Here is a 15378-nt window from a genome sequence, read left to right on the forward strand (position 1 = left end):
GCCCAGGTGGTCGCCGACGGCGGTTTCGAGAACGGCGGTTCGGCGTGGACCGCGTCCCCGACCACCGTGATCACCAGCCGCACGGGGCAGAGCGCCCACGGCGGCAGCACCTACGCCTGGCTGGACGGCACCGGCAGGACCCGTACCGACAGCCTCGCCCAGAGCGTCACCGTTCCCGGCGGATGCGGCACCGCGACGCTCAGCTTCTGGCTGCACATCGACACGGCCGAGACGACCTCCGCCACCGCGTACGACAAGCTGACCGCGAAGATCGGCGGCACCACCCTGGGCAGCTGGTCCAATCTGGACAAGAACACCGGCTACGTGCGCAAGTCGTTCGACGTGTCGTCCTTCGCCGGGCAGACGGTGGACCTGTCCTTCACCGGCACCGAGGACTCCAGCCTCCAGACGAGCTTCGTCCTGGACGACGTCGCCCTCGACACCTCCGGCGGCAGCGCACCCCCGGCCACCGACGGCACCCGCACCCCGGCGGCCCCCTCGTACACCGTGAACCTCAGCAGTGACACCGGCGGCACCGCCTGGACCGGGCACGAGAGCGTGACGTTCACCAACGCCTCCGCCACCGCGCTGAACGAGGTCTACCTGCGGCTGTGGGACAACTACCACGGCACCTGCGACGCGATGCCCATCAAGGTCTCCAACGTCACCGGCGGCACCGCCGGCGACCTCTCGGTGGCCTGCACCGCGCTCAAGATCGCCCTGCCGGCCCCGCTCGCCCAGGGCCGGAGCGCCACGATCGGCTTCGACCTCGGCATCACCGTGCCCAGCGGCGCCGACCGCTTCGGCCACGACGGCGCCTACAGCTTCATCGGCAACGCGCTGCCCGTCCTCGCCGTCCGCGACGCGGCGGGCTGGCACCTGGACCCGTACACGAACAACGGCGAGGCCTTCTACTCCCTGGCCGCCGACTTCAAGGTCACCCTCGACCACCCGAGCGGCCTGCTGGTCCCGGCCACCGGCACCTCCACCGACACCCCCGGCACCGGCGGCCGTACCGTCACCACCGCCACCGCCTCCCAGGTCCGCGACTTCGCCTGGGCCGCCGGGCCCTTCACCAAGATCTCCGGCACCTCCCCGTCCGGGGTCGCGGTGAACGTCTACTCCGTCTCCGGGATCAGCTCCACCAGCGCCCGCTCCATGCTCAGCACCGCCATGTCCGCCGTGGACACCCACGCCGCCCGCTTCGGCGCCTACCCGTACGGCGAACTGGACGCGGTGCTCGACAACAACTACTGGTTCGGCGGGATGGAGTACCCCGGGTTCGTCCTCGACCTGGTCAGCAGCACCGCGCTCACCCATGAGATCGGCCACCAGTGGTGGTACGGCATCGTCGGCGACGACGAGTACAACAGCCCCTGGCTGGACGAGTCGTTCGCCGACTACGCCACCGACCTCGCCCAGGGCAACACCGGCACCAACTGCTGGAACAGCGTCTCCTGGGCGTCCAGCGCGGAGAAGATCACCAACTCGATGGCCTACTGGGACGCGCACTCCTCGCGCTACTCCACCGTCGTCTACGGCTACGGCAAATGCGCCCTGCACGACCTCCGGCGCGTCATCGGCGACACCGCCATGGCCAAACTGCTGAAGGACTACGCGACGGCGCACTGGTACGGCGTGTCGACCACGGCCGACTTCAAGGCCGCCGCACAGGCCGCGACCAGCACCGACCTGACGTCCTTCTGGACCCAGCACCGCATCGACGGCTGACGGGCACCGGCCGGTCGCGGGCGGGTCCCGCGACCGGCCGGCATCCCTGTGCCGGGGCCACCCGTATGGCCCAAACGCGGTATCGGGCGGGCGTGTTGGGCGGAGCCCGGAGTGCGGCACCGCCCGATGACGGGTCAGATGGAATCCGTGCGAAGCTCGACACACCGTTCCCGCGGCCGCTCACGCCTGACCGTCACCGGCGTGCTGACCGGCCTCCTCCTCACCCTGTCCGTCCCGGCGGCCGTGCCCGACAGCGCCGCCGTGACCCCCGAGCGGGGCAGCGCCTACATGGGCATGGGCGTCCTCGCCCACGACGGTGCCCTCGGCGACGCCACCGACGACTCGCTCTCCGGCTCCCGCACCGGCCAGACGGAGGGCGTCGACGTCTCCAGCCACCAGCGCGACGTCGCCTGGTCCACCCTGTACGGCAGTGGGGTGCGCTGGTCGTACACCAAGGCCACGGAAGGCACGTCGTACAAGAACGCCTACTTCACCCAGCAGTACAACGGCCCGTACAAGCTCGGCATGGTGCGCGGCGCCTACCACTTCGCGACCCCGGACAGCACCGGCGGCGCCGCCCAGGCCGACTACTTCCTCGCCCACGGCGGCGGGTGGTCACGCGACGGCAGAACGCTGCCCGGCGTCCTCGACATCGAGTGGAACCCGTACGGACCGGCCTGCTACGGCAAGTCGAAGAGTCAGATGGTCGGCTGGATCCGGGACTTCCTGAACAGGTACAAGGCCCGCACCGGCCGCGCGGCCGTGATCTACACGGCCACCAGCTGGTGGTCCCAGTGCACCGGCAACTACCGCGGCTTCGCCGCGAACCCGCTGTGGATCGCCCGCTACGCCTCCACACCGGGCACGCTGCCGGCCGGCTGGTCGTCCTACACCATGTGGCAGTACACCTCCACCGGCAAGACGGTGGGCGACCACGACCGCTTCAACGGCAACCTGGACCAGCTGCGCGACTTCGCCTCCGGCTGACACCCGGCCAGGAGGGCGGGACGGCGGCGCCGACGGGAAACCGATCGCGCGCCGAGGCCCGGTGGCGTACCGTGGCGCCGGTCCGGGAGGGGGACGGGGTGAACTGGTTGCGCAGAGGGCGGGTCGCGCGGGGCACGGTGGCCAAGGTGAAGGCGGACGGGTTCGCGGCCGTCGGGGGCGGACCGGGCCGGGTGCCGGTGGGCGCGGGCGTCCCGGTGCTCCAGCGGCTCGCGGGCGACGGGAGCCGGGTGATGGAGCTGACCACCTCGTCGGCGCCGGTCGTCGTCGGCATCGCGCACCACGGACGCGGCCACTTCGTCGTGGACGCGCTGGACGGCAGGATGCGCTCGGGGAGCCAACTCGTCTACACCGACGGGCCCTTCGCGTGCCGCGCCCTGGTCAACGCCGACGACCGCCCGGTGCGCGCCCTGCGGATCGACGCGGACGGACCCTGGGTGGTCGAGGTGACCGGCCTGGACGACGCCGTCGTCCTCCAAGGGCATGCCGAGCGCGGCGCGTCGGACGTCCTGCGCTACGAAGGCGGCCCCGCCGTCGCTCGCTTGCGGTACGCGGGTGCCCCGCGCTCCGACGGCGGTTGCTTCCTCGTCGACACCTTCGAGCCGGACGGCTCCGGTTTCCTCGACGAGCTGGCCAACCATGTCGGTCCCTGGACCGGAGAGGTGCCGCTCACCGGCCCGTGCCTCATCCACGCGCAGTCGGACGGGCCGTGGTCGATCGGCGTACGGCCCCTGGCCGGTCAGCTGTACTGACCCCCGCGTCCTCGGCAGCGGGCGGCCTGGTCAGGCGTGGGACGCGCCACCGTCCGCCGCCAGGCGCGTGAGCCACTCGCGCAGCAGGCGCTGCTCGGCCTCGCTCAGGACACCGGCGCCGTCGGGGAGGGCGGCACGCAGCGCGCGGGCCGCCGCGGCGGGACCGGACTCCGCGGCGGGGACCAGCGGCTCGGTACGCGTGACAGCCGCGATCATGGATTCGCGCAGCACGGTCAGCAGCGCCGGATCGCGGCGGTCCGCGGGGGTGGAGTGCCAGGTGGTGACCGCGCCCTGGCCGGTCGCCCGGATGATCTGGGCGGCCAGTTCCTCGTCGACCCGCAACCACCCCCCGGCGGCCAGTCGCCGCACCCGCCCGTGGAGGATCTCCAGGCCCGCGCGGTGCGCCGCGTCCGATCCCCGGCCGGAGGCCCGGCTCATCACCGCGAACAGTTCCGGGCGCGAGACCCCGAACTCCACCACCATGTCCCAGCCGCGGCGCAGCTCCTCCACCGGGTCCTGCGGGGCGGGATCGAGCTGTGCGCGCTTTTGCTCCAGGAACTGCGCGTAGCCCTGCTCGGCGACGGCCTCCAGCAGTCCCTCCTTGTCGCCGAACAGGCGGTAGATCGCCGGCGGCTGCATGCCCGCCGCGGCCGCGACCGCGCGGGTGCTCACCGCGTCGGGGCCGCCGTTCTCCAGCAGCTCGACGGCGGCTTCCACGATGCGGTGCCGAGGGTTGCCGGTTGAATCGCGCGTAGCCATGAATCGATGGTACCGAAAATATGGTTCCGCTGGAATTTCCAGTGTTACTGTAGCCGTGCTTCCACTGGAAACAGTCAATGGAGAAGTCGATGATCATCGTTACCGGAGCCACCGGAAAGCTCGGCCGCCGCACCGTCCAGCGACTCCTGGAGCGCGTCCCCGCCGACCGTGTCGGCGTCAGCGTTCGCGACCCCCGCAAGGCCCGGGACCTCGCCGACCGCGGCGTCCGCGTCCGGCAGGGCAGCTTCGACGACCCCGCCTCGCTCGCACACTCCTTCGAGGGCGCCGACCAGCTGCTCCTCGTCTCCCTCGACCGCACGGGCCGGGAGTGCGTCGACGGCCACCGCGCCGCCATCGACGCCGCCGTGCGGGCCGGCGTCGGACGCATCCTCTACACCAGCCAGATGGGCGCCGCCCACGACTCCCGCTTCCAGGCCTGCCGGGACCACGCCGAGACCGAGGACCTGCTGCGCGCCACCGGCCTGCCCTGGACCGCGCTGCGCAACGGGTTCTACGCCTCCAGCGCCCGCAACCCGTTGGCGTGCAGTGAGATCCCCGCGCCCGCGTCGTCGAGGACGTCGGCCCGCTCCACCACCCGCACCCGCCAGCCGATCCGGCGCAGCCCGATGGCCGCCGCCAGCCCGCCGATGCCGCCCCCGACGACCACCGCCGTCCCACTCATGCCGGCCCCCTTCATCTCGGGTTTCTACAGCTGTAGAAGACTGTGGAAGACCGTACCGCAGAGCTTCTACAGCCGTAGAAGGAGGGGTGTAGAAAGAGGAGGTGTCCACAGACCGACGTACTCATCTCGCCGACACGGCCATCAGCGTCCTCGCCGACAGCGGTGTCCGGGGGCTGACGCACCGCGCCGTCGACCGGGCGGCGGACCTGCCGCCCGGCACCACCTCCGCCTACTTCCGCACCCGCCAGGCCCTGCTCACCGCGCTGGTACGGCGTCTCGTGGCGCTCGATCAGGCGGAGCTGGAGGAGATGTCGGCGCGGTTGCCGGTGCGGGACGCCGATGAACTGGCCGCCGGGATCGCCGCGTTGGTGCGGGCGCGGCTCTCCGGGGACGGGCGCAGGCGCTCGCTCGCGCGCTACGCCTGCGCCGTCGAGAGCACCCGGCACCCCGAACTGCGCGAGATCCTGGTGCCGCGCGAGAACCGGGCGCGGCAGGCGGTGTGCGACTTCCTCGCCGCGCACGGGGTGGCGGAACCGCGGGAGCGGACGATCACGCTGCTGACCTGTGTCGACGGGCTCGTGTTCGACCGGCTGGTGAACGGCGGCGACGTCCGGGACGAGGAGATCGCCGGGCTGGTGGCCGCGGCGCTGCGCTGAGCCGGGGAGGGCGGCACGACGGCGGCGCCGCCTCCGTGGGACCGGGAGGCGGCGCCGCTGCGCTTCACGCGTCCTGAGGTGTCAGACCAGCCACCCGACGAGGTGGACGAGACCGGCGAGGACGTTGGTGAGGATGTTCATGGTGGTGCTGCTCCTTGCGCTGTGCCTATGCGTTGGGACTGTGCGCGGTTACGGTCTGCAGCCCGTCACTCGCACAACGTAAGTATCACCCGATCGAAGCAGTCGAGGCGCTCGAATGGACGATGGCCACCTGTTCGAGGGAACAAGTGATCCCGTGTTCGGATCATGTGGCTCCCGCGCCGCGGAGTAGTCTCGGGCCGCACGGCCGCAACCGTCGACGACGACAGCGCGAGGAGAGACGTGGAACTGGAACAGCAGGTGTTACAGGATCAGGTCAGCCCCGAGGTACTGGCCCGCGTCCAGGACAGTTTCGACCGGCAAGGGCTCATGCGTCATCTGGGAGCCCGTATCACGCACATCGCTCCTGGCCGTGTGCACATCACGCTGCCCAGGGTCGAGGAAGTCTCCCAGCAGCACGGCTACATCCACGCCGGCGCGACCAGTGCCATCGCCGACAGCGCGGGCGGCTACGCGGCCTTCACGCTCTTCCCGGAGAACTCCACCGTGCTCACGGTGGAATACAAGATCAACCTCTTGGCCCCCGCCGCCGGTGACCACATCGAGGCGGTCGGCACCGTGCTCAAGTCCGGCCGGACGCTGACGGTGTGCCAGCTCCAGGTCTTCAGCCACGAAGGGGACAGGAAGACCCTCATCGCCACCGGACAGCAGACGCTCATCTGCCTGGAGTCACGGCCGGACCGGTAAGGGATCCGACACGGTCGGTGCCCGCTCGGCCGAGCTCGAGGCCGGTGCGACCGGCGGCCGGGTCCGCCTGTCGTCCTGTCCCCCGGCCCGAGCTCCCTCAGCCCCGGTGGACCTCGGTGTCGCCGTTCACGGTGCGCAGCGTCAGCCGGTGCCGGTGGTCCCCGGCGGCGGCCGGAACGTCCACGGTGGAGCGGCCGTTGGTGGTGCCGGCGTCGGTCGCGTACGGCGGGGCGTCCGCCGGGAGGGTCACGCGCACCGAGCCGTTGCGGGTCACGCCGTCGAGCGTGTCGGGCGAGGTGGCGCAGAGCAGGTCGACGTCGCCGTCGACCGTCTCGGCCCCTACGCCACGCGCCGCCAGGCCGGTCGCGCGAATGGAGCCGTTGCGGGTCACGAGGTGCAGGCGGCCCCGGTTCGTGCCGGAGTCCTGCACGGTGACGTCACCGTTGACGGTGCTCAGGCTCAACTCGCCCCGCACCTGGCTCACATCGATGCCGGCATCGCGGGCCCGCACGGTGAGCGTGACACCGCTGGGCACGCGCACGAGCGGCATCCCGCCGCAGTTGTCCCCGGCCCGGCCGTCGGCCTCGTCGCAGGGCAGGTCGAGGGTGTGCGTGCGACCGTCCCCGGTCCAGCGGGCGAAGGTCCGGTCGTCCACTGCCACATGGTCGTCGTCCGTGCCGACGACCCGTACACCGCCCTGAGTGGTGATGAGAAGACGGCTGCCGTCCGCGAGAGCGGCCTTCTCGAACCTCCCGCCACGTTCGCCGTGCACGGTCCCCGGCAGCGCCCGGTCACCGCCGTGGCCGCAGGCCGTCAGGACCAGCAGCGGCAGCAGCGCACCCGCGACCCGGGCCGCTCGGCCACCACGACGGGACGTGCGCCCGGAGTTCGGGCGGCTCTGGCTGCTCTGGCCGATCCATGATGACGTCATGGCATGCGTGTGCCCGGGAGGACGGGTTGTGTGCACCTCGCTCACGCGGTCGGCGCCGGCCCGCTCCGCCCGTCCGGAAGCGGCCGTTCGCCCCCCGTCCGTTCCGTACGGCGGCGTCTCGGCAGGCCGTGAGGACGTCGAATTCCCTGTGACAGAACGAAGACGAGGCACGGAGCCGGCTGTGACTCGGTGCGGGATACAAATGCTTTCGACCGCACGCACCGCACTGCTCCTGGGGGAACACCGTGAAGTACACCCGCATCACCGCGCTGGCCGCCCTCGGCGTCGCCGCCACCCTCTCGCTCACCGCCTGTGGAAGCAACGGCTCCGGGAAGGACTCGTCCGCCAAGGGCCCCTCGGCGTCGTCCGCTTCCTCCGCGTCTTCTTCCTCGGCCTCGTCCTCCCCGTCCTCGGACGGCGGCTCGACGCCGGACGGTGGCCAGAGGCCGCAGGGTGAGTCGGGCTCCGGCAGCGCGGAGGCCGGCGCGGGGACGTCGGACTCCGGACGGAACACCCGGGCCGGCGGCGACTCCGGGAACGGGACGACGACGACCGGCGGCAGGATCGCGTTCTGCAGGACGGCGAACCTGGCCATCGACGCCGCCGACGCCGCGCCCGACCCGCATTCCGGCAGGATCGACATCACCATGGTCAACCGGGGCTCGACCACCTGCTCGGCGACGGGGTTCGCGGGCGTCGACATCAAGGACGCCGACCACACCTCGAGCCCCATCGAGCGCGGCCCCGCCCAGCCCCGCGTCACCATCCTGAAGCCCGGTGACGCCGCTGTCTTCGACATCGCCTACGACATCGACAACAGCGGCAACAGCCTCACGTCCCCGACCGACATCCTCGTGACGCCTCCGAACGAGACGCACACGGTGAGCCTGCCGTGGCCCGCGGGCGCGGGGAGCGTCAAGGGCGCCTACACCGACGTTCAGGTCTACCCGACGCACACCACCAAGTAGGGATCCGCGCCGGCCGCTACCCGTCGACGGTGATGCCCAGCCGGTCGGCCACGGTGGTCAGGGCCGGACCCAGGGGGAGGGCGACCCGGCCGGCGGCGTGCCGGTCACCCCGTGTCGGGCCCTGGTTGACGATCAGCACCGGCTTCCCGGCCTCGGCCGCCTGCCGGACGAACCGGAGCCCGGACATCACCGTCAGGGAGGAACCGAGGACCAGCAGCGCGGCCGCCTCGCGCACCAGGCGACGGCAGTGCTCGACCCGCGCCCGCGGGACGGCCTCCCCGAAGAAGACGACGTCCGGTTTGAGGATGCCGCCGCAGGCCGTGCAGGGCAGCACGCGGAAGTCTCCGACCTGTTCGTCACAGAGGTCCGCGTCGCCGTCCGGGTTGATCCCGGCGGCCACCGGATCGAAGCCGGCGTTGGCCTCCTCCAGCCGCCGTGCGAGCTCGCGCCGCGGGCTGAGGGTGCCGCAGGACAGGCACACGACCCGGTCGAGGCTGCCGTGGAGCTCCACCACGTCCTCGCTGCCGGCGGCCTGGTGCAGGCCGTCGACGTTCTGGGTGATCACACCGGTCAGCAGGCCGTGCCGTCCGAACGCGGCCACGGCCCGGTGCCCCGCGTTGGGGCGGGCCCGGCCGAAGGTCCGCCAGCCGAGGTGGCTGCGCGCCCAGTAGCGGCGCCTGGCCTGGGCGTCGGCGGTGAAGTCCTGGTAGGTCATCGGGGTGTGCCGGCTCAGGCTCCCGCCCTCGCCCCGGTAGTCGGGGATGCCCGACTCGGTGGAGATCCCCGCCCCGCTGAGCACCAGCACCCCGCCCGCCCGCAGGGCATCGACGACCGGCGCCGGGTCCGTGCCGCCCGGCGGCAGCTCCTCGGTGGGGATCCAGCTCAGGGTGGGTCGCATCCGCATGCGGCAAGGGTACGGGGCCGGGCCCGTCGCTCCGGGGGAGCGCCCGCGGCCGTGCCCGCCGGGCAGGCCGGATTCCACGTGCTCAGGGCGGCACCGCCCGCAACGCCTTCAGCACCGCCCAGACCACCGAGATCAGCGGAACGGCGACGATCGCGCCGACCACCCCCGCGACGATGCTGCCCGCGATCACCGAGAGCGCGACGACCAGCGGGTGCAGCCGCACCGCCCAGCTCATCACCACGGGATGCAGCACATGCCCCTCCAGCTGGCCGATCACCACGATCAGCGCCAGCACGGCCAGGGCGACGAGCGGGCCCCGTCCGGCCAGCGCGACGACCGTGGCCACCGCCAGCGCCACCGGCGAGCCCACCAGTGGCACGAACGCGGCGAAGAACTCCAGCACGGCCAGTGGCAGGGCCAGCGGCACCCGCAGCACCAGCAGGGCCATCCCCACCAGCACGGCGTTGGTGGCGGCCACGATGATGATGCCGCGCGTGTACCCGGCGAAGGCCCGCCAGGCCGCCCGCCCCGCCCGGTCCCAGTTGCGCCGCGCCCCGGCGGGCACCAATTGCTCCTGCGCCCAGTGCCACAGCCGCTCCCCGGAGTGGATGAAGAACACCGAGGAGAACAGCGCGAGCGCGGCGCCCGTGGCCAGCTCCACCACCCGGCCGAGGCCGCTGACGGCGCTGCTGAGCAGGCTCGACCGGTGCGCCGAGAGGTAGTTCGTCACCTGGCGTTCGAGCGCGGACAGCCGGCCGGGGCTGAGCCGGAACGGCGGTCGTTGCAGCCACTTCTCGATACGGTGCACACCCCCGCTGAACTCACCGGCCAGCCGGGGCAACTCGCCCGCCACCGCGTTGCCCATCAGCGCGAGCAGCGCGAGCAGCGCCAGCAGACTGCCCACCAGCGCGACGGCGACGCACAGCGGGCGCGGCAGGACCCGGTTCAGGAGGTCGGTGAGCGGGCGCAGCACCGAGGTGATGACGAGCGCCAGGAACAGGGCGACCGCGATCAGCTGGAAGCTGCCGAGGACGCTGAAGACGCCGTAGACGACGCCGCCGACGAGGATGAGCCGCCAGGCGTAGGCGGCGGCGGTGCGCAGCCAGGGCACGGTGCGCTCGGTCACCGGCGCCCGCGACTCGGGGCGCGGCGACGCCGAGAGACGCACGGAGTACGCGGGGCGGCTGCCGAGCACCGCACGCCCCGGCCGGTGCCCGCCGCCCTCCGGCCCGGCCGCCCGCCGGCGCGCATCGCCCACCATCGCTCCCGTCCGACGCTCCTGGGAGAACCGTAAGCACAGGGACACCCGACCGCCCGTCCAACGCGTCCGGGAGCGGGTCACGACAGGGGCGGCGCCACCACCTCGGCGACCGTGAGCCGGTACACCGGTCACGCCGTGCTCCCGCCGATCCGGCGCGCCCCGGCCAGGAGATGTGACCAGAGGCGACTGGTGTGACAGTGGACGTGGGCCACGCGGCCCTGGTGCGGGCGGTGGTCACACGACCTTCACAGTCACCCCGGGTGGGGTGGGTCCGCGCCGGGGCACTCGCGGGGTGTCGTCGGCCAGGAGGGAGTACCTCCAGTGATCACCGTCGCGGTTCTGCTTCTCCCCGTGCTCAGCCTGCTGCTGTTCGGCCTCGATCAGGTCGAGGACCGATGGGTGACCCGCCCGTCCAAACCCCGCCCCGAGCGCGCGCACAGACGCCGCCGGGCGTGGCGCCGCTGACGGTACGGTCGCGGAGCGCGTCGCCCGCGCGGCCGCGGACGGCGCCCCGGCTATCCGCCCTCGCCCGCCCGCTCCACCGGCAGCAGCTCGCGGATGTCCGCGGGCAGCGCGCCCGCCATCCGCTCGGTCAGCTCCGGGGCGAGGGCCGCGTCCAGCACCTCCAGGACGGCCGCGGCCTCCCGCAGCGCCGTGTCCTCGTCGGTGCCCGCCCGGTCGGCGACCCGCCCCGCGAAGGCGGTCAGCCCGAACCGCTGGCCCGCCGTGCCCTCCGCGGCGGACGCGGCGGTGGCGTCCGCCGCCAGCCGCATCGCGTCGGCCATGTCGGGCGGCAACTGGGCGGCCACGTGCCGGGCCAGCCCGGACGGCAACCGCTCTGCCAGGGTCGTCACCACCGCGTGCGCGGCCCGCTCGGCGGAGCCCCGGTCGGGCAGCCGGGCGAGCGCCTGCACCTTGCCGATCATCTCGTCGTGGCGCATGAGTCCGTCCCCTTCCTCACGAAGCCGGGGCGGTGCCCGGCCCGTGGGCACGCCCGTACCGCCCGGGTACCCCGGTTGGCCGGGTGCCGCACGGCCGGTCCGCGCCGACGGGCGGCGTCCCGGAGGGCCGGGGTAGCGTCAGGGGACCACCTCGGGGGTAGACGCCAGCGGCAGGACATCGGCGGAACGGCAGGCGAGGTGCGCATGGCGGGAGTGTGGCTGGCGGCGCCGTTGTGGGACATACACAACGGCCAGGGGCCCAGGCAGCTGACCGAGCTGGGGCTCGCGCTGGTGCTGTCGACCCTGATCGGCTGGGAGCGCGCGGCCCAGCAGAAGAGCGCGGGCCTGCGCACCCACACGCTGGTCGGCATCGCGAGCGCGCTGATGATGGAGGTGTCCCAGCACGGCTTCTCCGCGGTGCTCGGGCTGGACCACGTCTCCTTCGACCCCTCCCGCGTCGCGGCCCAGATCGTCTCCGGCATCGGCTTCATCGGCGGCGGGCTGATCTTCGTCCGGCGGGACGCGGTGCGGGGCCTGACGACCGCCGCCACCGTCTGGCTGACCTGCGCGGTCGGCATGGCCTGCGGGGGCGGGCTGCCGGTCCTCGCGGTGGCGGTGACCGCGCTGCACTTCCTGGTGGTGCGCGGCTACTCGCACTTCTCCGGCCGGCTGGTCCCCGGCACGGCCGCCGCCGTCTTCGAGGCCCGGCTGACCTACCGCACCGGCTCCGCGCTGCTGCCCCGCCTGATGCAGATCTGCACCCGGCTCGGCTTCCGCATCGTCCAGGTCAAGGTCGAGCGCCTGCCGGGCCGTACCGACGACGCCGCCCGCGTCCTCCTCGAACTGGAGGGCACCGAGGACCCCGCCCGGCTGGCGGCGGAGCTGTTCCACGACGAGGGCGTGCTCGACATAGAGCTGATCCCGGCGGCGGACGACGAGTGAGCCTCAGCCCTTTGTGGTCCGCTGGGTCCAGGTCCAGGCGTACTGGAGCCAGTCCGACACGGTCACCGCGCCGAAGCCGCCGCAGACCAGCCGGGTGAGCCGGGGCGCCGCCGCGTAGGAGCACACCAGGGTGCCCGCGGCCCAGGCGGAGACGCAGAACGGGCAGGACAGCAGGTCGCCGACGGCGCGCCGCGGCCCGCTGCCCCGGGGCTCGTCCCTCACCTCGTTCGCCTCGCCCTCGCCCGAGCGGCGGGTGAACGGCGCCCGTACGAAGCTGGTGACCTTGTCCCGGGCCAGCAGCCGGGACGCCTTGTACGTGGCGGTTCCGAGCAGGACGACGTCCCACGGCGGCACCCGCTCCGGCAGCCGTACGCCCCGGCGCCGGGCCAGCACCGCGAACGCGCCCGTGCCCGCCGCGAACGCGGTGGCGATCGTCGCGTAACCGGCGAGCGGCACCTCGCCCCCGTCGTCGTAGCCTGCCGTGTGCGTCGTCATGGGGCCTCCACGCCGTGGGCTCGGACTTCGCCGAGGGCGCGGACCGGGTTCCCCCGGGGCGGGGGCCGACACGTGCGCGGCGGGGCGGAGCGGGCGCCCCGGCGCGGGCCGGATGGCGGAAGACGGCCCGCCGCCGCGGGCGAAACGCCGCGGCGGTCCTTCGCGGCGCGCGGCGCGGGGACGACCATGCCGCGTCATGGACATTCTGCTCGTGGCCAGCGCGTTCAACAGCCTCTCCCAGCGGGTGTACGCCGAACTGTCCGACCGGGGACACCGCGTGGACGTCGTGCTGGCGTCGCACGGCGACGACCCGGTCCGGGCCGCCCTGCGCGCACACCGTCCGGACCTCGTCATCGCCCCGATGCTCACGACCGCCCTGCCGGAGGACGTGTGGCGGGAGCACACCTGCCTGATCGTCCACCCCGGACCGCCCGGCGACCGCGGCCCCTCCTCGCTGGACTGGGCCATCGCCGAACAGGCACCGGAGTGGGGCGTGACCGTGCTCCAGGCCGAGGCCGGGATGGACGCGGGCCCGATCTGGGCGGCCGAGCCCTTCCGCGTGGCGCCCGTCGGCAAGAGCGACCTGTACCGCAACGAGGTCTCCGACGCCGCCGTCACCGCCGTCCTCGCCGCCGTACGGCGGCACGCCGAGGGCTCGTACAAGCCCCGCCCGCAGAGCGACCCCTCGATCGGCGTCGCCTGGCGCGACCCGTTCCCCCAGGAGCGGCGGCGCATCGACTGGGCGTACGACGACACCGCCACGGTGCTGCGCAAGCTGCGCGGCGCCGACTCCCGCCCCGGCGTCCTCGACGAACTCCTCGGCCGGGAGGTGTTCCTGCACGGCGGCCACCCCGAGGACGAGCTGCGCGGCCGGCCCGGCGAGCTGCTGGCCCGGCGGTCCGGCGCCGTGTGCCGGGCCACCCGGGACAGCGCGGTGTGGATCCCCGAACTGCGCCCGCGCAGGAACTCCGGCGACCCGGCGCCCTTCCGTCGCCCGGCCACCGACGTCCTCGCCGCCCTCGACCCTTCCCTCGGACTCCCGGAGGTCCCGGCCCCGTTGGAGCTGCCGGAACACCGGCGCACCTACGCCGACGTCCGCTACCGGGAGCGCGGCGACGTCGGACTGCTGAGCTTCTCCTTCCCGGGCGGCGCGATGAGCACCGACCAGTGCCGGCGCCTGCTCGCCGCCTACGAGCACGCGCTCACCCGGCCCACCCGGGTCCTGGTGCTCGGCGGGGCGCGGGACTTCTTCTCCAACGGCATCCACCTCAACGTCATCGAGGCGGCCCCCGACCCCGCCCTGGAGTCCTGGACCAACCTCAACGCCATCGACGACCTGGCCCAGGCGGTGCTGTGCACCACCGACCGGCTGGTGGTGGCCGCGCTCGCGGGCAACGCGGCCGCGGGCGGCGCGATGCTCGCCCTCGCCGCCGACCAGGTGTGGTGCCGCGCGGGCACCGTCCTCAACCCGCACTACCGGCGCATGGGCCTGTACGGCTCGGAGCTGTGGACGTACAGCCTGCCGCGCCGCGTCGGCCCGCAGGAGGCCGACCGGCTCACCGGCCAGGCGCTGCCGGTGAGCGCGGCGAGCGCGCTGCGGACCGGGCTCGTGGACCGCGTCGTACCCGCCGCGCCCGGGGAGTTCGCGGCCGAGGCGGAGCGGCTCGCGGCGGGGCTCGCCGCCGTCCCCGACCTGGACCGGCGCATCGCCGCCAAGGCCGACGCCCGCGCCGCCGACGAGGAGCGTCGGCCCCTGGCCGACTTCCGGCAGGCCGAACTCGCCCGTATGCACGCCGTGTTCTTCGACCCCGAGGCCCCGTACCACGCCCTGCGCGCCGCCTTCGTCCGCAAGACCCCCACGGGCACACCCCGCCCGCTCACCCCGCCGCCCGGGGAATCCCGGTGACCGCCCCGCTCCTGGTGGCCGGGGTGGGCAACATCTTCCTCGCCGACGACGCCTTCGGGCCCGAGGTGATCCGGGCCCTCGACGGGCGCCCGCTGCCGCCCGGGGCACGGGTGCGGGACTACGGCATCCGCGGCCTGGACCTCGCCTACGACCTGCTCGGCGGCTGCGCGACCGCCGTACTCGTGGACGCGGCCCGGCGCGGCCGGCGGCCCGGCACGCTCTTCCTGATCGAGGCCGACCCCCCGGACGGCACCGTCCCGCCCGAGGCGCACGGCATGGACCCGGCGAAGGTGCTGGCCCTGGCCACCCACCTGGGCGACGAACCACTGCCCCGGGTCCTGGTCCTGGCCTGTGAGCCGGAACTGCTGCCGGACCGCGACGAGGACATCATGCCGGGGCTCAGCGCCCGGGTGCGCGCGGCCGTCGAACCCGCCGTGGCCGCGCTGCACGCACTGGTCCCGCTGCTGCTGGCCGATCCGGGCGCGCCGGCCGCCGCGTTGCGCCGGTCGATGGAATCCGGCCCGGCGCGCGCGGCTGCGCTGCCCCTCCGAGCGGCGGGCACGGCCGAAGATCGGTGACACCCGGGCCGCGCGGGACGC

The 15378-nt window shown here is 73.6% G+C and carries 16 protein-coding genes and 2 pseudogenes; 11 read left to right on the forward strand and 7 right to left on the reverse strand.

Annotation, left to right across the window (positions count from 1 at the left end; all coding sequences use genetic code 11):
• The 3 genes from FRZ03_RS30020 to FRZ03_RS30030 form a co-directional block, all read left to right on the forward strand.
• On the forward strand, positions 1-1731 hold a 1731-nt coding region (locus FRZ03_RS30020; protein ID WP_146468242.1), incomplete at its 5' end, for a M1 family aminopeptidase.
• A gap of 138 nt (positions 1732-1869) precedes the next feature.
• Entirely contained in the window at positions 1870-2718 is an 849-nt protein-coding gene (locus FRZ03_RS30025) for a lysozyme (RefSeq protein WP_146468243.1), read from the forward strand.
• Between the two features lie 98 nt (positions 2719-2816).
• Positions 2817-3488 (forward strand): hypothetical protein, encoded by a 672-nt coding sequence (locus tag FRZ03_RS30030; protein WP_315902675.1) that lies wholly within the window; start codon positions 2817-2819, stop codon positions 3486-3488.
• A 30-nt stretch (positions 3489-3518) separates the two neighbouring features.
• Here the strand turns inward: FRZ03_RS30030 and FRZ03_RS30035 are convergent, their stop codons facing one another.
• Positions 3519-4247 carry a TetR/AcrR family transcriptional regulator gene (locus FRZ03_RS30035; protein ID WP_146468244.1) on the reverse strand — a complete coding sequence of 243 codons (729 nt, stop codon included), beginning with the start codon at positions 4245-4247 and terminating at the stop codon, positions 3519-3521.
• An 89-nt stretch (positions 4248-4336) separates the two neighbouring features.
• On the opposite strand from FRZ03_RS30035, the pseudogene FRZ03_RS30040 reads away from it, so the two are divergent.
• A pseudogene (locus FRZ03_RS30040) lies at positions 4337-4774 on the forward strand (NAD(P)H-binding protein); the annotation flags it as partial.
• Here FRZ03_RS30040 and FRZ03_RS30045 read toward each other — a convergent pair.
• Positions 4765-4929, reverse strand: a pseudogene (locus tag FRZ03_RS30045) (NAD-binding protein); the annotation flags it as partial. The pseudogenes FRZ03_RS30040 and FRZ03_RS30045 overlap by 10 nt on opposite strands.
• A gap of 101 nt (positions 4930-5030) precedes the next feature.
• Between FRZ03_RS30045 and FRZ03_RS30050 the strand changes: the two are divergent.
• Together FRZ03_RS30050 and FRZ03_RS30055 are read left to right on the forward strand one after the other, a co-directional pair.
• On the forward strand, positions 5031-5585 hold the full coding sequence (locus tag FRZ03_RS30050) for a TetR/AcrR family transcriptional regulator (RefSeq protein ID WP_146468245.1): 555 nt from the start codon (positions 5031-5033) through the stop codon (positions 5583-5585).
• Between the two features lie 387 nt (positions 5586-5972).
• Positions 5973-6431, forward strand: coding sequence for a PaaI family thioesterase (locus FRZ03_RS30055; protein WP_398661399.1), 459 nt, complete (start codon positions 5973-5975; stop codon positions 6429-6431).
• 97 nt (positions 6432-6528) lie between these two features.
• On the opposite strand, the gene FRZ03_RS30060 is transcribed toward FRZ03_RS30055, so the two are convergent.
• Positions 6529-7362 carry a DUF4097 family beta strand repeat-containing protein gene (locus tag FRZ03_RS30060; RefSeq protein WP_146468246.1) on the reverse strand — a complete coding sequence of 278 codons (834 nt, stop codon included), beginning with the start codon at positions 7360-7362 and terminating at the stop codon, positions 6529-6531.
• Between the two features lie 245 nt (positions 7363-7607).
• On the opposite strand from FRZ03_RS30060, the gene FRZ03_RS30065 reads away from it, so the two are divergent.
• On the forward strand, positions 7608-8330 hold the full coding sequence (locus FRZ03_RS30065) for a DUF4232 domain-containing protein (RefSeq protein ID WP_146468247.1): 723 nt from the start codon (positions 7608-7610) through the stop codon (positions 8328-8330).
• 16 nt (positions 8331-8346) lie between these two features.
• Here FRZ03_RS30065 and FRZ03_RS30070 read toward each other — a convergent pair whose 3' ends face one another.
• Positions 8347-9234, reverse strand: coding sequence for an NAD-dependent protein deacetylase (locus tag FRZ03_RS30070; RefSeq protein WP_146468248.1), 888 nt, complete (start codon positions 9232-9234; stop codon positions 8347-8349).
• An 82-nt stretch (positions 9235-9316) separates the two neighbouring features.
• On the reverse strand, positions 9317-10495 hold the full coding sequence (locus FRZ03_RS30075) for an AI-2E family transporter (RefSeq protein WP_146468249.1): 1179 nt from the start codon (positions 10493-10495) through the stop codon (positions 9317-9319).
• A 321-nt stretch (positions 10496-10816) separates the two neighbouring features.
• Here FRZ03_RS30075 and FRZ03_RS39490 point away from each other — a divergent pair, with 321 nt between their 5' ends.
• Complete coding sequence (locus FRZ03_RS39490) at positions 10817-10960, forward strand: hypothetical protein (RefSeq protein ID WP_167381371.1); 144 nt, start codon at positions 10817-10819, stop codon at positions 10958-10960.
• A gap of 50 nt (positions 10961-11010) precedes the next feature.
• Here FRZ03_RS39490 and FRZ03_RS30080 read toward each other — a convergent pair whose 3' ends face one another.
• Positions 11011-11436, reverse strand: a complete 426-nt coding sequence (locus FRZ03_RS30080) for a DUF2267 domain-containing protein (RefSeq protein ID WP_146468250.1) — start codon at positions 11434-11436, stop codon at positions 11011-11013.
• Positions 11437-11640: 204 nt separating this feature from the next.
• Between FRZ03_RS30080 and FRZ03_RS30085 the strand changes: the two genes are divergently transcribed.
• Positions 11641-12378 (forward strand): MgtC/SapB family protein, encoded by a 738-nt coding sequence (locus tag FRZ03_RS30085; protein ID WP_146468251.1) that lies wholly within the window; start codon positions 11641-11643, stop codon positions 12376-12378.
• A gap of 3 nt (positions 12379-12381) precedes the next feature.
• Here FRZ03_RS30085 and FRZ03_RS30090 read toward each other — a convergent pair whose 3' ends face one another.
• Positions 12382-12873: a DUF1360 domain-containing protein gene (locus FRZ03_RS30090; protein WP_146468252.1), complete on the reverse strand. Its 492-nt coding sequence runs from the start codon at positions 12871-12873 to the stop codon at positions 12382-12384.
• 196 nt (positions 12874-13069) lie between these two features.
• On the opposite strand from FRZ03_RS30090, the gene FRZ03_RS30095 reads away from it, so the two are divergent.
• Both FRZ03_RS30095 and FRZ03_RS30100 read left to right on the forward strand, forming a co-directional pair.
• Positions 13070-14779, forward strand: coding sequence for a hydrogenase maturation protein (locus FRZ03_RS30095; RefSeq protein ID WP_146468253.1), 1710 nt, complete (start codon positions 13070-13072; stop codon positions 14777-14779).
• On the forward strand, positions 14776-15357 hold the full coding sequence (locus tag FRZ03_RS30100; RefSeq protein WP_146468254.1) for a hydrogenase maturation protease: 582 nt from the start codon (positions 14776-14778) through the stop codon (positions 15355-15357). Before FRZ03_RS30095 ends, FRZ03_RS30100 begins: the two co-directional genes overlap by 4 nt.
• The last annotated feature ends 21 nt before the right edge of the window (positions 15358-15378 follow it).

It is taken from the genome of Streptomyces misionensis, from assembly GCF_007896895.1.
Classification (GTDB): Bacteria; Actinomycetota; Actinomycetes; order Streptomycetales; family Streptomycetaceae; genus Streptomyces; species Streptomyces misionensis_A.